Origin of the sequence: Streptomyces sp. SCSIO 30461 (assembly GCF_037023745.1) — a bacterium.
Lineage (GTDB): Bacteria > Actinomycetota > Actinomycetes > Streptomycetales > Streptomycetaceae > Streptomyces.
The window spans coordinates 6,671,401-6,693,273 of the sequence record NZ_CP146101.1 but is presented as its reverse complement, the minus strand read 5'-3'; the positions used below and the strand labels follow the sequence as shown (position 1 = coordinate 6,693,273).

The window sequence follows — 21,873 nt, the reverse complement described above, 5'->3', positions numbered from 1 at the left end:
CTGCTGCCCCCACAATGCGGCCGCGACCGGCCGCAGCAACGACTTTTTGTGGACTTCGCATTTTTGGACGGGTGGGGGCGCAACCGATGGTGTTTGGCATAGGCACTACAAGCAGAAGTTCTGGCAGTGTGCGACGAGGTCGAAGACGACTACTGATCCACACTCTGGCCTTGGCGCTGGTGGCGCCTTTGGGCGTGGTGGCGGCTGCGCCGACCGCGGACGGCGGCAATGGCGGTCTGGGCCGTCCTGAACTTCCCGAACAGCGGGTCAGCAAAGTCAGGCCCATCGATTCGCTGGGGGCGAAGAAGGCCCGCGAGAGGGTCGCCAAGGACAGGAAGGCCAACGCTGAACAGGCCCGGCGCGCTCTGGCAGAGCAGAAGGGCACCTGGCCCGGGAAGGGCGAGGCGACTGTCAGGCTCACCGGCGGCAAGGCGGGCGAGGCCGACCCGGGTGGCGTTGCGGTCTCGGTGAAGGCGGCACCCGGCAAGCGGACCAGGACGGCAGCGCCTTTGCCGTCCGAAGCCCGGATCACGGTCTTGGACCAGAAGGCCGCGCAGAAGGCCGGTGTCACCGGTGTCCTGCTGACCGCTGACGCTGATGCTGCGGGTGAGGCCGACATCACCGTCGACTATTCCAGCTTCGCTTCAGCGGTCGGAGGCGGCTGGGCGCAGCGTCTGCGATTGGTGCAGCTTCCCGCGTGCGTCCTGACCACGCCGCAGAAGCCCGCCTGCCGCAAGCAGACCCCGCTGAAGTCGAAGAACGATGTCGGCGACCAGTCCGTCTCCGCTCGGCTGACACTGCCCGACAACACAGGGGGCGTTTCCGCACAGTTGGCGGCAGACCCGGCAGGGGCGATGGTGCTGGCCGTCACGGCCACCGGGTCCGGATCGGGTGTGTCCTCCTCCGGCAGCGGCAACTACTCCGCGACCCCGTTGTCGGAATCCTCCTCCTGGCAGGCTGGGGGAAGTTCGGGTGCGTTCACCTGGAACTACGACTTCACGCTTCCCCCCGCCGCAGCAGGCCCCGTGCCGTCGCTGTCTCTGTCATACGACTCAGGAAGCATCGACGGCCGGACCGCAACGACGAACAACCAGGGAAGCTCGGTCGGCGAGGGCTTCTCCCTGACCGAGTCCTACATCGAGCGTACATACGGCTCCTGTGACGACGACGGTCATGCTGATGTCTTCGACCTCTGCTGGAAGTACGAGAACGCTCGTCTGGTTCTCAACGGCAAGGCCTCTCGTCTGGTGAAGGACGGGGGCACGGGCGCCTGGCGGCTCGAAGGGGATGACGCCTCCAAGGTCGTCCGTTCGACCGGCGCGGACAACGGTGACGACAACGGCGAGTACTGGACCGTCATCACCGGTAACGGGACCAAGTACGTCTTCGGATTGGACAAGCTCGACGGCGCCACCACGCAGCGCACCAACTCTGCCTGGACCGTGCCCGTCTTCGGTGACGACTCGGGCGAGCCCGGATACACCAAGGGGGATGCCTTCGCCGACCGGTCCGTGACCCAGGCATGGCGTTGGAACCTCGACTACGTCGAGGACGTCCACGGCAACGCCTCCACCTACTGGTACGCCAAGGAGACGAACCACTACAAGAAGAACGACTCCGAGACCGCCGACGCCTCCTATATCCGCGGTGGTTACCTTCGGGAGATCAAGTACGGTCTGCGCAAGGGCGCCTTGTTCACCGATGCCGCCGACGCGAAGGTCACCTTCAGCCACGCCGAGCGGTGTACCGCCTCGGACTGCTCGTCATTGACGGAGAAGACCTCCGACAACTGGCCGGACGTCCCCTTCGACGCGATCTGCTCCAGCGGCGATGACGAGTGCCTGGGATCCAGCCCGTCGTTCTTCTCCCGCAAGCGCACCACGAGCATCGACACCTTCTCCTGGAACGCCACCACGAGCGCCTACGACCCGGTCGACTCCTGGGCTCTGACCCAGAAGTACCTGGACGGCGGCGACATCGGGGACACCAGCGACCACGTCCTGACCCTCCAGACCGTCAAGCGGACCGGTAAGACGTCGAGCGTCGCCATCGGGCTGAACCCGATCTCGTTCACGTACCAGATGCGGCCCAACCGGGTGGACGCCACCGACGACATCCTGCCCCTTACCAGGCCCCGTCTCTCCACGGTCACCTCCGAGACCGGAGCGATCACGACAGTCACTCTCTCCGCCCCCGAATGCGTGCGCAGCGAGGTCACGGGCGCTGCTGAGGACACCAACACCCGCAACTGCTACCCGCAGTACTGGCATATCAACGGAGCCGAGAACGCCTCGGTCGACTGGTTCCACAAGTACCGGGTTCTCGCCGTCACCGTCTCCGACCCGGCCGGACAGAACGACACCGTCGAGAACTCCTACGCGTACAGCGGTGCTGCCTGGCACCACAGCGACGACCCGTTCACCCCGAAGGACGAGCGGACCTGGTCCGCCTGGCGGGGCTACCGCCAGGTGACGGTGTACAGCGGAGCGAAGGACACCACGCGCTCCAGGAGCATCTCCCTCTACATGCAAGGGATGCACGGCGACAAGAAGAAGGACGGGTCCACACGCAGCGTGAGCCTGTCGCCGCTGTCCTCGCCCGATCTCGGCATTGCCGCCATCCAGGACAGTGAGCAGTACGCCGGCCAGCTGCGGCAGCAGGTCACCTATGACGGCTCCACCGCCATCAGCGCAGTGGCCAACGAGCCGTGGTCCAGGGAAACCGCCCGCCAGACCGATGTACCCGGCGCGGGAGACCACATCGCCCGGTTCGTTCGCACCAAGGCAACCACCACGTACACCTATCGGACCGCCGCGAAGAGCTGGCGCGCCCAAACGGTGGCGACGGCCTTCGACGACCACGGAATGCCGTCCACGATCGAAGACCGCGGGGACGACGCCAAGTCCGGCGACGAGGTCTGCAAGGTCACCTGGTATGCCCGTAACGACACGGCAGGGCTGACCGCGCTTGCCTCCCGAACACGAGTGGTGGGCAGGTCCTGCGGTACGGCCGACAGCGCCCTCGACCTGCCTGCGGACTCCTCGCGGCGCGGCGATGTCCTCTCCGACTCCGCCGTCGCGTACGACGGGGCAACCACCTGGTCCTCGGCGATGAAGCCAACGAAGGGACTGACGACCTGGTCAGGTCGAGCTCAATCCTACGGCTCGTCTGCGGTGACCTGGCAGAAGACGTCGTCCAGCACCTATGACGCCCTCGGTCGCCCGCTGACCGTGACAGACGCCGCCGACAAGGTGACCAGCACCGCCTACACACCGGCTACGGCCGGGCCGCTGACCAAGGCGATCGTCACCGACCCCAAGGGGTTCAAGACGGTCAGCTTCCTGGATGCCCGGCGCGGACAGGACGAGCGTGTCTACGACGCGAACCTGAAGAAGACCGAGCTGGCCTACGACGCCCTCGGCCGACTGACCGACGTGTGGCTGCCCAACCGGATCCGCGGCACCGACAATCCCAACAGTAAGTTCGCCTACCACCTCAGCAACACCAAGCAGTCCTGGGTGTCGACAGCGACGCTGAAGAAAGACGGGACCACCTACAACACCAGCTACGCGATCGTCGACTCCCTGCTTCGGCCCCTGCAGACCCAGTCGCCGACCCCGCAGGGCGGCCGACTGCTGACGGACACGCGGTACGACTCCCGCGGCCTCGCCTACGAAACGTACGCCGGCATCTTCGACACGACCTCCACACCGAACGGCACCTATACACGAGCCGAGTACGGTGAGGCGCCCACCCAGAACGCGATCGCTTTCGACGGCGCGGGACGCCCGGTCACGAACACTCTCCATGTGTTCGGTGTCAAGAAGTGGTCGACGACCACCAGCTACACCGGTGATTCCACCGCGACCACCGCACTCCAGGGCGGCTCCGCGGCCCGGACCATCACCGACGCCCGCGGACAGACCGTCGAGACCCGCGAATACGCGGGCCCCGACCCGGCGGACACCGGCTTCGGCGCGGGTCTGGGCGCCTCGTACACGTCCACGAAGTACGCCTATGCGCTGGACGGCAAGCAGACGTCCGTCATAGGCCCGGACGGCGCCAAGTGGAGCTACGGCTTCGACCTGTTCGGTCGTCCGATCAGTTCGGAAGACCCGGACAAGGGCAAGACGACCACCGTCTTCAACCTCCTCGACCAAGCGGTGAAGTCCACCGACTCACGTGGCAGATCCGTTCTGGCCGACTACGACGAACTCGGTCGACCCACCGGCACTTGGTCCGGCTCGAAGACCGAAGCCAACCAGCTCACCGCCCGCACCTACGACACCGTCCTCAAGGGCCAGCCCAGTTCCTCCACCCGCTACGTCGGAGGCAAGGCCGGCCTGGCATACACCAAGGCAGTCACGGCGTACGACAGCCTGTCTCGGCCGACCGCGGCCAAGGTGACCCTGCCCGCAGGCGATCCGCTCGTCAAAGCCGGGGCCCCTGCCTCACTGGAATACAGCAGCTACTTCAACATCGACGGCACCCTGCAGAACAGCAAAGAGCCGGCCATGGGCGGCCTGGAATCGGAGATCGTCGGGTACGGATACGACACTCTCGGCTACGTCACCTCCATCGGCGGCAGCACCGGATACCTGCTGGACGTGGACTATTCGGCCCTCGGCCAAGCCCAGCAACTCACCCTTGGTACGGCCAACACCGAGGCACACAAGAAGACATATGTCACCAACACCTACGAAGAGGGCACCGGACGCCTGACCCGCAGCCATGTCACGGACCAGACCCACCCGTACATGCTGCAGGACCTCAACTACACCTTCGACCAAGCCGGAAACGTCACCTCGATCGCCGACCCCACCACCCTCGGCGGCACGTCAGCGGCCGAGACCCAGTGCTTCACCTACGACGGCTACCGCCGCCTGACCGAAGCCTGGACCCCCACCTCCCACAAGTGCGCCGACACCCGCAACGCGTCCAGCCTGTCCGGACCGGCCCCCTACTGGACGAGCTACACCTATAACCAGGCCGGCCAGCGCACCGCAGAAACGGTCCACAAGACCAGCGGCGACACCAAGACCACCTACTGCTACAAGGGCAACCAGCCCCACACCCTCACCGGCACCAGCACGAACGCCAACTGCACCACGCCCGAACGCAGCTACAGCTACGACACCACGGGCAACACCACCAAACGCCCCGGAAAAGCAGGTACTCAGGACCTCACCTGGTCCGAAGAAGCGCAGCTCACCAAGCTCACCGAATCCGGCAAGAGCACCGACTACGTTTACGACGCCGACGGTGAACTCCTCATCCGGAGCACGGCGGGAGGGGAGCGGATCCTCTACGCCGGGGCCACCGAGCTCCACCTCCGAGCCAACGGAACCACCTGGGCGCAGCGCTACTACGCCTCGGAGGGCCTGACCGTCGCCCTCCGCTCCAACGAAAGCGGCACCAACAAGCTCACCTATCTCACCGGTGACCACCACGGCACCCAGAGCCTGGCCATCTCCACCGACAGCGCCCAGACGTTCAGCAAGCGCTACATGAGCCCCTTCGGCGCCGAGCGCGGCAAGCCAACCGGCACGACCTGGCCCGACGACAAGGGCTTCCTCGGCAAGACCGACGACAAAGCCACCGGGCTCACCCACATCGGCGCCCGCGAGTACGACCCCTCCATCGGCCAGTTCATCAGCGTCGATCCGCTGCTCAGCCTCGACCAGCCTGGTTCCCTCAACGGCTACAGCTACGCCAACCAGAACCCCACCACGGCCAGCGACCCGACTGGGCTCGAGAGCTGCTACCCGCACTACTGCGCCGGTACCAACGGAACCTATGGCGATTACAAGCCGGAGAATGACCCCTGCAACTCCGACCCCAACTGCGGCAAGCCGCAGGGCGGAGGCGGCGGCAGCACTCCCGGTAAGGGGGGCGGAGGAGGCGCCAGTGGGCCGACTTCCGATACCGCACAGCCCGTCATCCACGGCATCGAACTGCCGACGGAGGAGACGATGCGAGCCATGCCGTATGCGTGGCCAGGGGACACGTATGAAGAGCTGGCCCACAAATGGGTGAAGAACAAATGCTCCGGTGGCCAGCGATTTGCCCAAAACACGGTCGCGTTCTGTGATTCCGCCGCCGACGCCGGCATGCTCGACGAGGCCGGAAATGACCCCTGGGGCGTAAAGGCAACCATCAACTGCCTCAGCGGCAAGGGCGACTGCACAGAGGCCCTGGTAACCCACACCATCACCCTGCTCTCTTGGGGATGGGGCCGACTGGTGGCCGGAGGGCTCGGGAAATCCGTCAAGGGAGCCGCTGCCGGCACAACAGCTGCAGCCAGCGACACATCGGCGCTGCAAAGACTCCTCAGTGGCTGCGCGAAGTGCTTCCTCGCCGGCACTGACGTCCTCATGGCAGACGGCTCCACGAAGGACATCGAGGACATCGAGGTCGGGGATGAAGTCATGGCGACGGACCCCGAGACAGGAGAATCCGGCAGCCGCAAGGTCTCACGACTGATTCGCACCGAAGACGACAAGCACTTCAACGAACTGACGATCACGACCGCTGACGGAGCCCAGAAGCTCACCGCCACACACGAGCACCCCTTCTGGTCCCCATCCGAGAAGCGGTGGGTCGAAGCAGGCCGACTCCGAGCCGGTGCGACACTCCTCACGGACGATGGAACCACCGTCACCGTGACGAACAACCGCCCATACACCAAGCACGCACGCACGTACAACCTCACCGTGGACGACCTCCACACGTACTATGTACTCGCTGGTCAGACACCGGTGCTCGTTCACAACAGCGGAGGCCACACCCCTGATGACGGGATGGTCACTGTTGGCCGTTGGATGTCTGGGGCAGAGCATCAGGCGATGATGGAGACCGGAATGGTTCAACGCGGTGGAGGTGGATTCACCTACGTCGTGTACCCGGCAAGTCGAGATGCGTATATATCTGCACGTCCGGGATCTGTGTACGCCGAGTTTGACGTGCCGAAATCTTCACTCATTCCTGGCGGCAGGCCAGGGGATTTCAAGATGTCGGATTCCGACACCATCTTTGCTCGTCTGGCGCAGAAAAAGGGGAACCCTGTTCCTCAGCTCCCCGAGGCGAAGAACATCAAGCTGGGAGGATGGGGATGTCCCTAGGTGGCACGCTGCTTGAGCAGGCTCAGGAGTGGATCCAGCGGGAAATTCACAAGATGGCACCCCTGGGGGATATTTCCGAGATTGAGAAATCGTCTCATGGCGGAAAGCTGGCGTCGGTGAGCTGGGTACTCGATGGCGGAAACTTCATGGCCCAGGTGGTGCTGTGGGATACCGGAGAGTTCGAGGAAGACCTGGTGAACGTGGAATCGGGTCAAGTTCGGACGCGGAGTGGCCGCCTGGCATCGTCTGGCGATCTTGAACGCTGCCTTGCTGCTGCCCGAGACTGGGCTCTCCAGGATCTTTGAGGACTCGTTTAGGAAGTGTGCGTCCGCAAATATGAAGCCCTGCCAGGTGGTGCCTGGCAGGGCTTCAGTGCGGTATGACGGCAGTAGTTGACGGCAACGTCAGCGGACGGCGGCTCCGGTGAGGGGTGGTTCGTCGCCGTCGTCGGGCTTGCCGGTGATCTTGGTGGGGTTGCGGAGGGCGTGTCCGAGGATGCCGATGGCGTCGCGTTGGAGGCGGAGCCTGACGTGTAATGGTGACGTCGGGTATTGGAACTGTCCGAATGCCTTGGTCACAGCGGTGAAATGAGTGTGCGTCCCAGTGAGCGACTCTTTCGGTGATCTTGGTTTTCCTTGGTCACTGTCCTTGGCGCCACCAGCGGGGGCGGGGCAGTTCGTGGGCGTCGAGGTACTGCTGGAACGCTGTCGGCGGTCGGGGCCGGTATGCGGAGTCGTCTGGCTCCTGGGCGCTGAGGCGTGCGATGTTGACAGAGATCGCGGTCAGCACGTGCTGGATGTGCGCTTTGGCTGTGCCCCGGTAGCGGCAGCGGCGCATCTGATGGGCGTTGGCCAGTTCGTTGACCGTGCCCTCGACGCCGGAGCGGGAGGCGTAGAGGCGCCGCCATTGCGGATCTTGCTGGTCGGCGCGATTCTGGGCCTGGAGGTCGTGGAGGTGGCGAGGGAGGAAGTACACGGTTCGTCCCTTGCGTGGATCGGTCGAGCGGGTGCACCCGCTGCGGTGGGGACACGGGCTGCAGTGCCGGGCGTCGAACGCCACGAGCGTGTAGGGCGCTTGGGAGGGCGGTTCGGTCCAGTTTCCGCTGGTCTTTCCGCCGGTACAGGTGACCTGACGACGGTCGAAGTCGACAGCGAAGTCCTCGCGGGTGAAGCCGGTGCCGGCCTTGCGCTGCCAGGAGTTGTCGGGCGCGACCGGACCGATGACTTCGATGCGGTGGGTGCGGGCGGCGGTGTCCATCAGCGCGACGAGCAATGCTCAAGACCTGTGGATTGGACTCGGGAGGGGTGCTTCGCGGAACGCGGAGGGCGTACCTTCCCGAGTGATCGATTTCTGGTCATCGAGTAGGCCCGCGTTGCAGCGCGGGTCGGGAAGGCACGCCCGTGCTGAGCGTAGTCAACGAGGACGGCACCACTCAGAGCGGCTCCCTGATGGACGACATCGTCCGTGAGGGAGCCCGTCGGATGCTCGCCGCGGCTCTGGAGGCCGAGGTCAACCAGTACATAGCTGAGTTGGCGGGCGAGCGGGACGAGGCCGGTCGCCGTCTGGTGGTCCGCAACGGCCACCACCGCGAGCGGACGGTGACCACCGCCGCCGGGCCGATTTTGGTGAAGGCGCCGCGGGTGAACGACAAGCGGGTCGATGGCGAGACGGGCGAGCGCAAGCGGTTCTCGTCCAAGATCCTCGCCCCCTGGTGCCGGAAGTCCCCGAAGATCAGCGAGGTCCTGCCCCTGCTCTACCTGCACGGTCTGTCCTCCGGCGACTTCGTGCCCGCGATGGAGCAGTTCCTCGGCTCGGCCGCTGGGCTCTCGCCGGCCACGGTGACCCGGTTGACCAAGCAGTGGAGCGACGACCACTCCGCCTTCCAGGACCGGGACCTGTCCGGATCCGACTACGTCTACGTGTGGGCCGACGGCGTCCACCCCAAGGTCCGCCTCGGCCAGGCCCGCTCCTGCGTCCTGGTCCTCATGGGCGTGCGCACCGACGGCAGCAAGGAGCTGATCGCGCTCGCCGAGGGCCTGCGAGAGTCGACCGAGTCCTGGGCCGACCTCCTGCGGGACTGCCGCCGGCGCGGCATGCGCGACCCCGAGCTCGTCGTCGGCGACGGAGCCATGGGGCTGTGGCGGGCCCTGGCCGAGGTGTTTCCGCAGGCCAGACATCAAAGGTGCTGGGTTCACAAAACCCGGAACGTGGTCAACGCCCTGCCGAGATCGGCCCAGCCCGGCGCGAAGAAGGCACTGCAGGAGATCTACAACGCCGAGGACCGCGATCACGCCGAGAAGGCGGTGAAGGACTTCGGGCGCGCCTACGGCGCGAAGTGGCCCAAGGCCGTCACGAAGATCACCGACGACGTCGATGAACTCCTGGCGTTCTACGACTTCCCGGCCGAGCACTGGGTCCACCTGCGCACGACAAATCCGATCGAGTCGACCTTCAGCACGGTAAAGCTGCGGACCAAGGTCACCCGCGGCGCCGGCAGCCCGGCCGCGGCCCTGGCGATGGTGTTCAAGCTCGCCGAGTCCGCCCAGGCCCGCTGGCGCGCGATCACCGCACCCCACCTCGTCGCCCTCGTCCGCAACGGCGCCCGCTTCGAACGCGGCGTCCTGGTCGAGCGTGAGCGGGAGGCTGCGGCATGAGTGAGCCCAAGGAACTCCCGCTGCTGTTCCTGGACATCGACGGGCCTCTCCTGCCGTTCGGCGACGGCCCGCAGCGCGAGCCGTCAGGCACCGCGACAGATTCGCACCTGACGCGGCTCGACCCGCACCTCGGGCCTCGCCTCGCGGCACTGCCGTGCGAGCTGGTTTGGGCCACCACTTGGGAGGAGGCGGCGAACACCGACATCGCACCGCTGCTCGGCCTGCCACCCCTGCCGGTCGTGCACTGGCCAGAACCCTCCGACGCGCAGGAACGCGAGGACCAGTGGTTCGGGCTCCACTGGAAGACCCGGACCCTGGCAGCATGGGCGGACGAACGCCCGTTCATCTGGGTCGACGACGAGATCACCGACGCCGATCGGGACTGGGTGTCCACCCGCCACCCCACCCCGGCCCTCCTCCACCGCATCGCGTCGTCCCGAGGCCTCACCGACAAAGACTTCGCAGTCCTCGACCAATGGCTACGGGCCACTTGAGGCATCCGGCAGTGATCCACAGGAATTGACAATTGCTCCAGCGCGACGGAGGTGTAGCCGCCGTCGACCAGGTGTTGTGCGGGTAGCAGGTGGCGCCGTTCGAGCCGGGTGTGGATGCCGGGCAGGGCGGTGCTGTCCGCGGTCGGGACGGTCGTGGCCACGTCCGTGATCACGTTGACGCCCCTGTCGTCGCAGGTCTCGGTGACGTGGGCGAGGTAGCCGGTCCAGCGTCGGTGGCCGCGGCGCACCCAGCGTGCCTGCAGGTCGTACGGCGACTCGATGCGTAAGCGGGCGGGCGGGAGCCCGTCCTTGTCGGCCCGCGGGCGTGGACTGCCGTGAGCGTCAACGAGGAAGTTCTGCATTGTGATCTGGCGGAGTGCCTCCACAGCGGGGCCCGGAGTGGTGCCCGCGCCCCGGGCGCGGTCCAGGAGCCGGAAAGCATCGGCGCCGGCCTGCTTGAGCCGCGTGGCCGGCCGGCTGGGCTGGCTGACCAGGCGGACCTGCCGGCCGTAGCGCAGGGCCCAGTCCTCGTCCACCAGGCCGTCCAGCAGCTGCGGGTTGGTGCGGGCGGTCTCCTCCAGCGCGGCGCGGACCGCCTCCAGCACCAGCTCCAGACGGGTCAGCTCACGCACCGAGGCCAGCAGGTAGGTGGAGTCGGTGCGCTGTCGCCCACGGGCCTTGACCAGGCCCGCGTCCTTCAGCCGTGCCAGCGCGAGATCGAACAGGGCGTCAGCGCGGCCGTTTTCGGCGAGCCGGTCCCGGAAGTCGGACAGCACGCTGTGGTGAAAGCCGGGATCGTCCAGTTCCAGCGCGAGGGCGTACTTCACGTCGATGCGACACAGCACCGCCTCGGCCGCCTGCCGGTCCGAGAGGTTCAGCAGGAACTGCAGCACGCTCACCGTGGCGAGCTGGGCCGGGGACAATCCCGGCCGCCCGTCGCGCGGGTACCAGGCGGCGAAGTCCTCATCGCGCCACAACCCGTCAAGCCGGTCACGGACCCACATCGCGGTCGTCCCGTTCGGGTTACTCGCCCGCGCCACCTGCGCGGTCAACGACGGAACTTGCTCACCCGGACGAGCACGCAGCGACACCGACTCACCTCATGAAGACGACCGACCTTCGAAACCGAGCCGAGCCTGCCTGATGATCACGCCATCGCGCCGGGGAATCTCAAGATCACCGACAGAGTCGCTCAGTGGGGATCCCGGCAAGATGCGATCATGGTTGTGCCCTTGGACGTCCCGCGCTTGGCTGCAGGCGAGAGTTTCGTGCTCCGCTCCTGGGAGCTCGGCGATCTGCCTCTCGTCCGGGAAGCGTCGAGCGATGCCTACATCCCGTTGATCACGACCGTTCCGTCGGCGTACTCGCAGGAGGCAGGCGAAGCCTTCGTCCGACGGCAGTGGGAGCGGGCGTCTAGTGTCTCGTGATCCTGTTCATGTCAGTTCGAGTTGTTATTGACGAGTTTCTTCACGTTGGTCGCGACGAGTCGGACTTTGGCGAGGACCTCGCCGGCGGTCGCGGTCCAGGTGAACGGTTTCGCGTTCTCGTTCCAGGAGTCGATGTAGTCGCGGATCTGCTTGATCAGGACGTTGACGCTGGAGAACGTGCCGCGGCGGATGGACTGCCGGGTCAGGATTCCGAACCAGATCTCGATCTGGTTCAGCCACGAGGAGCCGACGGGAGTGAAATGGAAGTGGACGTGCGGGTTCTTGGCCAGCCACTCCTTGACCTCTGGGGTGGTGTGCGTGGAGAGGTTGTCCAGGACGACGTGGATGTCCTTTCCGGCGTGTGGTTTCACCGCCTTCTTCAAGAAGGTCAGGAAGTCCTTGCCGTTCCGGGTCGGCCTGCACTCGCCGAGCACTTCGCCGGTGGTCACGTTCAGGGCGGCGAACAGGTTCGTGGTGCCGTGCCGGACGTAGTCGGCGGTGCGCTTCTCGCTCGCCGCGAACGCGACGGGCAGCACCGGCTGGGTTCGGTCCAGCGCCTGGATCTGCGTCTTCTCGTCGATCGAGAGGACCACCGCGCCGCCCGGCGGGGCGAGGTAGAGGCCGATCACGTCGGCCACCTTCTCCGCGAACGCCGGGTCCTTCGAAATCTTGAAGGTGCCGCTGCGGTGCGGCTTGAGGCTCTCCTCGCGCCAGACGCGCGCGATGTAGTGCCAGGACACGGTGACGTTCTCGGTCCGCTCCAGGTACTTCGCCAACTCCCGTGTGGACCAGTGCGAAAGCCCCGTGCCGTCCGGCGGTGTCATACGCGTCAGCGCGATCACGCGGGCCCGTACCCGGGCCGGTACCTGCTCCCGTGCACCACCGGGACGCTCCCCGTCCAGCCCCGCCAGGCCCTGCTCGGCATAACGGGTCTTCCAGCGGTCCACGGTGGGCAGCGACACCCCGAGCAACTCGGCAATGTCCTTGCGTCGACGCCCCTCACCCGACCACAGCACGATCCGGCCCCGCGTGGCGACATCCGCAGGCACGTCCCTGCTGTTCACCAACTCCCGCAACTCGGCGACCTGTTCCACGGAGAGCTCCATACCAAGCCACCCTGCCACACAAGATCAAGTAACGCTAACGGAATCACGAGACACTAGCGGCAGTGGGTATCCGTTCGTCATCGTGCGGGTTGAGGACGGTCGGCCACTCGGGACGGTCGGCCTGTGGCTGAAAGAGTCGGACGAGGGCCGCGCGTCGCTGGGCTACTGGGTAGTCGGGTCCGCTCGTGGCCAGGGGGTTGCTGCGGAGGCCCTTCGAGCGGTCGCCGCTTGGGCCCTTGGCGACCTGCAGATTCCCCGTCTTCAGCTGTATGTCGAGCCGTGGAATGCCGCGTCACAGCGGACGGCTGAGCGTGTGGGCTTCCGGCGTGAGGGCCTGCTTCGCAGCTGCCGTTCTGTCCAGCGCAGGCGCCGCGGCTACTCGAAGTAGCCGTTGCGCCGAATACGTCCTGCTTGCCGCGACGTCCACGGAAAGTGTCTCACCTCTCAGTGTGAGTGAGACGGACATCACCGCCGCGAAGGGAGAAAGGCTGGGTCTAACCCGTGCAGCCTCTGGTGTGACGGGAGGGACGGCAATGCACCTCGATCTCTGCGAATCCGCGAACTTCGATCTTGCGGTCAGCGGGGCACCCGTTGAAATCTATGAGTAACTACGTTCATGTCAACCTTAATTGATTCCACATCAGGGGATTGGGTGCGAGATGACTGACAGGTCAGCCCCTTCGGAGATTCAATCCGATAAGCCCTGGCCCGAGGTTGATTATTCAATTACGAGGCCGGGGGGCGGGTAAATGTGGTGGTGGATATGCCTGATATACATTCGGCATGCCGCATGAGGGCCTTCCAGGCGATGATCCATATTCTGTAGATCATGAAGATGTCGAACCGGGGAATCTCACCGATGTTGAACGTGATCTTTTTTCTGACCTCGAGTTGAACGTAGTAGACGCACCGGAATGGCGTGAGTTGGTGCGCGATCCGGGTTTCATGCGCAGGCGTGTGGCACTTGCGTTGTCTGGCGTGCTGCACGATCTGGCGCGGCGTCCGGGCCCGCAGACCTTCCCTCGGGAGCACTACGACTTGGTGAGCCTGGCCCTGGCGGCCCTGGACGCAGTGGTGTCACGGCAGGGTCTGGAGGAGGAGGCGACGACCGAGGAAGTCATCAAGTTCCTGACCGGCTTGGCGGCACAATGCGCGCCTGGGCGATCTCGGGAAGAGCACCTGCTCGTGGCCCGGTATATATGGCGCGGCTTGTTGAACGATGATGCCGGCGGTGCTGACTTCAGCGTCGAGTGCGCTGACTTCCGTGACGGCCACCTGCCTCTGCGGGTGCGGTTTCATCTGGTGCGGGAGGAGCCGCACCGATCCGGGCGCCCCGTCGTGCGGGCCAGTAGTGAGGCGATCAATGTTCTGCTGAGCGGGCTGGACCTGTCTGTGGAGGACGCTCAAGCCGCGATGGATACGGTGCTGCGCCGTCAGATTGATCACGGCCAGTGGGGCCGTGCCGAGCAGAGCGCCGCGCAGAGTCTGCGCCTATCCGTCGCCTACGCCGAACGGGTCCGTGGGATCCTGACGGCCACGGAGCGCGATGTGACGTCGGTTGACTGGGGCCGACGGGCTCCCGAGTTGCTGCGTGAAGCTCGTGAGCATTTGGCGGAGCGTCTGGCGGCTGAGGGCGATCTTGTAGATCGGCTGCAGCAGGCGCATGCGGGCTTCGGTGATCTTGAGGTGCGGCGTGCCTGTGGTCGGGTGCTTGATTTGCTGCAGCGTGCGTATACCCGTCATGCGGAGCTGCATGGGCAGGTAATGCGCGCGGAGCCGGTGTTCTTGGATGCCCAGGCGGTTCAGCGTTTTCGCCCGGCTCCCGAGTTGCACACGGTGGCCCTGAAGGACGATGTGTTCGTGCCGTTGCTGGACCTGGGGTGGGAAGAGGCCCTGGAGGTGGCAGAGGCATTCGCGGAGGCTGTGTGCGGGCCCGTTGTCGGTGCACTGCCGGTCCTGGCAGAGCTCTATCCGATGCTGCTGACGCCTCCGCGGGAAATCACTGCCGCCTTCCCGGATGAGGAGGTGGTGGTCGTCGAGGATGCGTTCGAGGCGGCGCCGGCATTCGATCAGGCGGCGTGGGAGCAGGTTGACGCGTTGCTGCGGCGGACGGTGGCCGGGCCAGTGAGGTTGTCGCGTCTGCTGGCCGAGGCGGAGAAGTCGGGACAAGATGCGGCAGATCTGCTGGCACTGAGCGTGCTGAGGGCGTTCGCGGCCAGCCCGGATGATGGTGAGGCTGATCTGCTGGATGAAAACCCTCAGGTGAGGGTCCGGCAGTTGCTCAACGGTCGGGCAGTCGTCCTGGACGACGGAGCCGCCCTTGTCTCCACGTATCACTCCGGCAATGACCTGCTGTGCGTTCCGCTGCCCGCTGAGAGTCACATGACGGTGGGAGAGGCTGCCTGATGACAACCCCCGTTTCGCGCCTAGAGCTGATCACGGACGCAGCGCGCTTGGTGCGGTACGCCTGCCAGCCGCGGCGTAAGCCGCTCGGAGACGCCGACTATCACGACTTGGTGGAGCGCTACCGGACCACCCCGGGCTTCCGGGAGGTCGTGGATGCCATCGCGGAGGGCATGACACTGCACGTGATAACCGGCCACTCCCAGGAGGGGCTGAGAGTGTCCGCTGCCACTGGCGGGCTCTTTGCCTTCAAGTTGTCCGACCTTCCGGCGAAGATGCGGGACCCGAAAGACCGGCTGGTCTACGGGCTCATCCACGTGGCCATCGCGGCCCATGCCTATCCCACCCCCGGCGACTTGGAAGAGGAATCCATCAAACGGGTCTCGGTCCAGGAGATCGACGCGTTCGTACGTCACCTCATCCAGCGGTTGAAGGAGGACACCGAGGACGACGCCGGTCTGCTGCCGGCCCTCAAGGCCACTCAGGCCGCATGGAACGCCTACGACGCCCTCCCCTCGCACCGTCTGACGCCGAAGGGCCGCTTGTCCCCGAACTCCAGCCTGGGGCGGACGAAGTCCGTCATGGACTGGCTCGTCAACCAGGGGTATGCCCAGCAGGCCGGCTCCCTGGGGCCCATGCAGTACCGGCTCCTCAACAGCTTCCGCCTGCAGGTTGCCGGGGCAGCGGCTCTGCCCGCATTCCAGAAGATCACCGACGTGCGGCGCAAGCAGATCGCCGGCACCGCCCCTGCCACACCTGAGGAGAACTGACGTGCTGCGCCTGCGCCGTCTCCGGCTGGAGAACATCGGCCATCCCGACGCCCGTTTCAGCCCCACCCTGCTGGACTTCACCGACCCTCACCAGAGAGTCAGCGATGCCATCGTCTGGCTCCGTAACGGCGGCGGCAAGTCCAGCCTGCTCGCCTTGTTCTTCAGCCTTCTCCTGCCCGGCAAGACCGACTTCATCGGTTACGCGAAGAAGAAGGGCCTGATCGACTACGTGCTGGAGGGAAAGCCCGCCCACGTTGTGGCGGAGTGGGAAGACGACTCCTCACCCTTCGGCGGGCCCGCGTTGATCACCGGCGCGGTGTACCAGTGGCCAGACGGCCATCGGCCGGCCAGCGACGACGACGCCTGGGACAAGCTGCAGCGCACGTGGTACACACTCCGCCCCACCGCCGAAACCAGCCTGACCAGCCTGCCCGTCCATACCCTGGGCGGGTGGCGCAGCCGAGACGGCTACGTGAAGGCTCTCACCGCCGCGATGGCCGCCAACCACCGGCTCGATCTGCAGATCGTCAAGGACGGGAATCAGACGACCTGGGAGACCGTGCTGTCCCACTGCGGCCTGGACCCCCGGCTGCTGCACGTACAGCGCAGAATGAACGTGGACGAGGGAGCCATCACCGAGCTGTTCCAGTTCGACAGCCACGAAGGCTTTCTCGAGCTCCTCATCGACCTGGTCGTCGACCCCACCCAGCCCGCGAAACTCCGCGACAACCTCAAGGAGCAGGCAGAACGGCTGGCTCAGCGCCCTGCCCGTGAACTGGAAATGCAGTTCCTCACCGGCGCGCTCATCCGGCTGAGGCCACTCCAGCAGGCTGTCGCGGACACCGCGGCACTGGATGCCGCACTGTCCGCGGTCCACGGAGCCGGCAAACTGGCCTGCTCATGGATCAGCGACCGCCACACCGCTCTTACCGCGCAGCAGACCACTCTGGAGGCTCAGGCCCTCCAGGCCCGGGAGCAGGCGGAGAAGGCTAGCCAGCAGGCGAAGGAGCACCGTCGGCGCGCGGACACAGCTGCCCATGCAGCAGCACTACTGACGACCCGTGCCCGCAGGGACGCCCTCAGGCAGGCGGAGGCCGGCAAGGAGGAGACCGCCCAGCGATACAAGGCATGGACGCAGGTGCACCACCACCTGGACTCCGAGAGTCTGGCCCTGGAGCGAGCCGAGCTGACCGCGTTGCTTGCCCGCCGGGCCAAGGGCGCGGCCCCCCTGCGCAAGGCGATGGAAGCCGCGGGTGCCGCACTGCACGCAAAGCTCACTCAGATCGTGTCCGTACGCGAAGCCGAGGCGGCGGAGCTGACGCAACTGATCAAGGACACCGACAGCCAGGTCCGGGCCGCCAAGGCCGAGACCGAGCGGCACACGGCAGCTGCGGGCGATGCGCGCAGCGCTCAGTGCGCGCTGCGGGAGTCTGTAGAGCGGATCGACGGGTTGATCGGGCAGGCCCGCGAGGACGGATTGCTGGAGCGAGACGAGACCCCAGACGACGCGGCGGTGCGGTGGGCGGCGGCCCGGGACCGGCTTGACGAGCATCTGGCCGCGGGACGGTCCCGGCTGAAGGAGCTGTCCGATCGGCTTCTGGTGCTGGAGCAGGACCGGGATACCGCCGAGCGCCAGGCGCGGACCGCGGCGGCCGACCACGATGGCATCTGGGACCGGTGGACAGCTCTGGAGAAGCAGCGGGCGCATCTGGTTCAGCATCCGCGTCTGGTCGAGCTGGCTCAGGTCGACATCGACGAGGCCAGCAGCGGCCTGGACCTCAACGCGGCCGGACACCGACTGCTGGAGATCCTGGAACAGGAGATCGCCAAGGCTCACGAGGCGCTCATCTCCGAGGAACTCGCCACGGCCGCCGACCGCCGCGCGGTCGCATGCCTGAACAGCGAAGGCTTCCTTCCCATGCCGCTGGAAACCGAGCGCGCACTGGAGGCGCTGCGAGCCGGCGACAGGACCCTTCAAGCGGTCAGCGGGCTTCAGTTCCTGCGCGGCGCCCTTCCCCGGCATCAGCACGCCGCCGCGATCGCGCAGGCGCCCGATGTCGTCGGCGGCATTGTCATCCTCGGCGAGCTGGACGAGCAGGACCTTCGGCGCCAGATCGCCGCAACCGGCGTAGCCACCCGATCCGTGATCGCTGTCTGCGACAGCGGCACCGCTCGGGCGCGACTCACCGGCGAAAGCCCCGCGCACGGCGGCGCCGTGTTCCCCGTACAAGCCGCAGCGCTCCACAAGGAGGCAGCCGAGCAGGAGCACGAACGGCTCAGCAGCCGGATCCAGGACAGCCACGCCCGGTGCCGGAAGATCACCTCTGGTCGGGAGGCCGACCAGACGCTGCTGCGGGAACTGTCCGAACACCTGCGTCTCTTCGGCCCTGAGCCCCGGCAGCGCCTCCAGGACACCCTGGAAGAGGCGGCCTGCCGACGGGATACCTGGGAGCAGGCCCGCGACACCCACCGGGAACAGCATCGGCAGGCCCAAAAGGAACGCGACGGCATCCAGAACAGCATCGCAGAAGCAGCCAGCCAGCTCGCACCTCTCGGAGCCAGGGCTGAGCGATCCCGGTCCCTCGCAACGGAATCGCGCCGCATCACTGCCCTCACCGACCAGATACGAGCCGAACAGGAGCGGCAGCACGAGGAGGAACGAGGCGCCCGCCGCGCCGCGGCTGCCGGTCAAGCCGCGGAGAAGGCCGTAGTCCGGCACCGGCGTGACGAGACGATCTGCAAGCAGGACCTCACCCGCCACCGAAGCGCCCTGCGCAAACTCCTGGCCGTGCTTCCTGACGCAGCCTCCGAAGCAGCCCCCGTCGAACGAGCCTCCCTTGAAGCGCTGGAAGAGCGCTTCACCAAAGCACGAACCGCCATGGAAGCCGGCTCCGCCAACACCCAGTTGCGTACCGACCTCGCCGTGGCGACCCGCCGACTGGAAGACACCGAGAAGGCACTCGACGCACTGGACGACGCCACCCGGGCCCTGACCGCCGACCTTGCCACCCGGGACGAGGCAACGGACCCGGGCCGCCGCGACCAGGCCATCGAACGCGCGGAAGAAGCTGCCCAGAACGCCGCAACTGAGGCAATGCGCTGCGAGGTGCTGCTTGAGCAAGCAGAGGAGCACGAATCCGGCGCCGCCAGGCAGGCCGGCGACACAGGACTCGACGTGCTCCACGAGTACGCCGACCCCGCCACGGCTGAAGCCGCCGCGCACACAGCCCGGCAAGACGCTGAGCATGCAGACCACGACCACGCCGCTTCCACTGCCCAGCACCACACGCTGAAGGAGCAGGCGGGTGCAGCCGTCCTGGCGGCCACCTCCCTCCGGCACGCCCACGATGCGCTCCAGGCGAGCCTCGACTCCCTGTCAGCCCATTGGTCCTCATCGTCGCCGCCGTCCCCCGACGGCGCCGCAGCCTGGCTCACACAGAACTGCGGCCTCACCGCCCGGGACGCTGCGGAGCTGACCGAGGAGCAGGCTCACCGCCTCCGCGAGGCACTTCACGAAGCCCTCACCCAGGCCCAGCGGGCCCACGCACAGGCCGCCCGCAAGCTGGGCGCCGCGACCCGGCAGGTCCATCAACTGGCCGCAGACCGGCAGTACATCAGTACGGTCGATGCTCAGGTCATCGCCAGGCTCAGCGAGGACGGCCCGCAGCTCCACGCTCTCCTGCCTAGCCTGATTCCGGAGATCGAACTCCGCGAACGGCGGACCAAGGCGCTGCTGGACCAACTGGCCGAGGACCAGCTGCTGCTTGTCCAGCAGTGCGTGAGACTCGTCAAGAGTGTGGTCGCAACCCTGCACCAAGTCGCACGTCACTCCAAACTACCCGCAGGTCTCGGTGCCTGGTCCGGGGTCCCCTTCCTCACCCTCAAGCTTTCCGACTGGGGCAGCGAGGAAACCCTCACCCACCGCCTCTCCACCTGTGTGGACTCCCTGGTTTCGGGGGTCGCAGTGGAGCACGCGAAGAGCGCCACCGCGCTGCCTCGCGCCCTCGACCTTGCCAAGTGCCTGACGCTGGCCGCTCTCGGCGGCGCGAGCAGCATCAAAGCCAAGGTCCTCAAGCCACACCCGGTGCCCGTCATCGACCCCGTCGACGTCACCAAGATCAGGAAATTCTCGGGCGGCGAGCTTCTGACCGTCTCGGTGCTTCTGTACTGCTGCCTCGCCCAGGTACGCGCCGCCAACCGCTACCAGGCGACCGTCGGCGGTGTCGGCACGCTGGTCCTCGACAATCCCATGGGCAAGTCCAACTACGTGCCCTTCCTCGACCTGCAACGAGCTGTCGCCGCCACCCACGGAGTCCAGCTCATCTACACGACCGGAGTAGAGGACCTCGACGCCGTCAGCCGGTTCCCGCTCATCCTGCGCCTGCGCAACAACGCCCACGACGCCCGCAGCGGCCACCGCCTCGTGCAACTGACCGAACGCTACGGTGACACCGTCGCTGACGCAGTCACCGACGGCCTCAGCACAGGCATCCGCACAGCCCGCCTCTACCGGACCCCCTTCTCCGACGCACTGCCTGACACGGAGCACCAACGCGACGGTGAGGAGCCCGACCCCGGCGACGAGGACGAGGCCCAGGAATGACCCCCCTCCGCCCAATGCACGAGGCCCTCTGGGACCGCATCAGCACCTACCCACGCAAACGCGTCCCGCTCACAGACCTTGCCGACGCCGCGTACGCAGCCCGCCCCGACTTGCTGACGGCACCTGAACGCCGGGCCACGATCGCCAAAGCGATCACCATCCTTGAGGAGTCCGGCCTCGTGCGCGTCCCCACAGCCAGGCACTGGGACCGCACTACCCTGCCGCTCCTTCCACAGTGGATTGAACGCATCGACCCCCGTACCCCCCGCGAAACGCGACCACCCACCCACCCCTGGACCACTGCTCTGGCCTTTCTCGACGGCCGCCGCCTCACACAACGAGACCATCAACTGTTCAGCACCATCAACCACTTCCTCCTTACGGGAGGAACAGACAGCCCACAGATCCCGCTGAGAGACCGCGCCAGCCAGCTCTTCGGCGACGAGAAGCGCCTCGACGCTCTTCCCGACTCACCATGGGTGCGCCGGGGCCTCCTGAGCATCACGCAGCATCTGCGCGCATACCTGACTCCCGAACCGCTCAACATCATCGAAATGGGGCCAGCGCCGTGGCTCCTCGTCGTCGAGAACACAGCCACCTTCGACAACCTCCGACGCATCATGCGCTCCTGGCCCCGCCCTGGAGAGGTCGGATGGATCGCCTTCGGCGACGGCGACCGGATCACCTCAAGCATCACCACGGTCCCCGACCGCCTCGCTGAGACCGGCAAGCACCTCCACCATGTCCTCTACTACGGCGACCTGGATGACGACGGCCTCCACTGCATATCTCTCACCAGCCAACGAGCCGTTACCGCGGGACTGCCGCCCCTGCAGCCGGCCTCCGCCCTCTACAAAGCCCTCCTCCAACGCCCTTCACGCCAGATCGATCGACACCGCACAGCGCCAAGCGCCGACCTCTCCTGGCTCCCACCCCCTCTCGCCCGCGACACAGCCAAACTCCTCGCCGCAGGCAGCGTGATACGCCAAGAAGCACTGGCTCTCACCGAACTGCGAGAACTCCTCACCTCCGCAGACACCCCCCTCGTCCAACAGCTCACCAGACATGCCGACTGATGAACGAGGCCATCACCGAGCATGCTGCCGTGGAAGAGCCGGTCGTCGAGTTGGCTGCGGAGCAGCTGGTCGACCGTGCCCGCAATGACGGGCTGCGGCTGACCGGGGAGCTCGCAGCCCGAAGAAACCTCGGGCTGCCGTACGGCTAACGGATGCCTCTCAAGGCGGTCACGGTGCGGAGTGCTCTGTACGAGTGATCCAGCGACAGCCCACAGACCG

Annotated in this window: 13 protein-coding genes and 1 pseudogene; 10 read left to right on the top strand and 4 right to left on the bottom strand. The window is 66.4% G+C overall.

Annotated elements, in window-relative coordinates:
• Nucleotides 1–86 precede the first annotated feature (86 nt).
• Nucleotides 87–7,121, top strand: coding sequence for a polymorphic toxin-type HINT domain-containing protein (locus V1460_RS30030; protein ID WP_338676733.1), 7,035 nt, complete (start codon nucleotides 87–89; stop codon nucleotides 7,119–7,121).
• Complete coding sequence (locus V1460_RS30025) at nucleotides 7,106–7,426, top strand: hypothetical protein (RefSeq protein ID WP_338676732.1); 321 nt, start codon at nucleotides 7,106–7,108, stop codon at nucleotides 7,424–7,426. Before V1460_RS30030 ends, V1460_RS30025 begins: the two co-directional genes overlap by 16 nt.
• A gap of 99 nt (nucleotides 7,427–7,525) precedes the next feature.
• Here the strand turns inward: V1460_RS30025 and V1460_RS30020 are convergent, their stop codons facing one another.
• Nucleotides 7,526–7,699, bottom strand: coding sequence for a hypothetical protein (locus V1460_RS30020; protein WP_338676731.1), 174 nt, complete (start codon nucleotides 7,697–7,699; stop codon nucleotides 7,526–7,528).
• 61 nt (nucleotides 7,700–7,760) lie between these two features.
• Nucleotides 7,761–8,393, bottom strand: a complete 633-nt coding sequence (locus V1460_RS30015) for a transposase (RefSeq protein ID WP_338676730.1) — start codon at nucleotides 8,391–8,393, stop codon at nucleotides 7,761–7,763.
• A 128-nt stretch (nucleotides 8,394–8,521) separates the two neighbouring features.
• On the opposite strand from V1460_RS30015, the gene V1460_RS30010 reads away from it, so the two are divergent.
• Entirely contained in the window at nucleotides 8,522–9,775 is a 1,254-nt protein-coding gene (locus V1460_RS30010) for an IS256 family transposase (RefSeq protein WP_338676729.1), read from the top strand.
• Entirely contained in the window at nucleotides 9,772–10,269 is a 498-nt protein-coding gene (locus V1460_RS30005; protein WP_338678264.1) for an HAD domain-containing protein, read from the top strand. Before V1460_RS30010 ends, V1460_RS30005 begins: the two co-directional genes overlap by 4 nt.
• A 728-nt stretch (nucleotides 10,270–10,997) precedes the next feature.
• Here the strand turns inward: V1460_RS30005 and V1460_RS30000 are convergent.
• Nucleotides 10,998–11,273 (bottom strand): annotated as a pseudogene (locus tag V1460_RS30000) (transposase); the annotation flags it as partial.
• A gap of 434 nt (nucleotides 11,274–11,707) precedes the next feature.
• Complete coding sequence (locus V1460_RS29995; protein ID WP_338676728.1) at nucleotides 11,708–12,802, bottom strand: IS630 family transposase; 1,095 nt, start codon at nucleotides 12,800–12,802, stop codon at nucleotides 11,708–11,710.
• On the opposite strand from V1460_RS29995, the gene V1460_RS29990 reads away from it, so the two are divergent.
• The 6 genes from V1460_RS29990 to V1460_RS29965 all read left to right on the top strand — a co-directional run bounded on the left by V1460_RS29990 (nucleotide 12,726) and on the right by V1460_RS29965 (nucleotide 21,803).
• Nucleotides 12,726–13,190, top strand: coding sequence for a GNAT family protein (locus tag V1460_RS29990; RefSeq protein ID WP_338676727.1), 465 nt, complete (start codon nucleotides 12,726–12,728; stop codon nucleotides 13,188–13,190). The two genes, V1460_RS29995 and V1460_RS29990, sit on opposite strands and share 77 nt — an antisense overlap.
• Nucleotides 13,191–13,585: 395 nt before the next feature.
• A complete protein-coding gene (locus V1460_RS29985; RefSeq protein ID WP_338676726.1) occupies nucleotides 13,586–15,208 on the top strand; it encodes a hypothetical protein in 1,623 nt (540 codons plus the stop codon).
• Nucleotides 15,208–15,975 (top strand): hypothetical protein, encoded by a 768-nt coding sequence (locus V1460_RS29980; RefSeq protein WP_338676725.1) that lies wholly within the window; start codon nucleotides 15,208–15,210, stop codon nucleotides 15,973–15,975. The genes V1460_RS29985 and V1460_RS29980 overlap by 1 nt, the downstream gene beginning before the upstream one ends.
• A gap of 1 nt (nucleotide 15,976) precedes the next feature.
• Nucleotides 15,977–20,578 carry a hypothetical protein gene (locus tag V1460_RS29975; protein ID WP_338676724.1) on the top strand — a complete coding sequence of 1,534 codons (4,602 nt, stop codon included), beginning with the start codon at nucleotides 15,977–15,979 and terminating at the stop codon, nucleotides 20,576–20,578.
• Nucleotides 20,579–20,592: 14 nt separating this feature from the next.
• Nucleotides 20,593–21,654, top strand: coding sequence for a hypothetical protein (locus V1460_RS29970; RefSeq protein ID WP_338676723.1), 1,062 nt, complete (start codon nucleotides 20,593–20,595; stop codon nucleotides 21,652–21,654).
• Nucleotides 21,654–21,803, top strand: a complete 150-nt coding sequence (locus V1460_RS29965) for a hypothetical protein (RefSeq protein ID WP_338676722.1) — start codon at nucleotides 21,654–21,656, stop codon at nucleotides 21,801–21,803. Before V1460_RS29970 ends, V1460_RS29965 begins: the two co-directional genes overlap by 1 nt.
• Nucleotides 21,804–21,873: the final 70 nt, after the last annotated feature.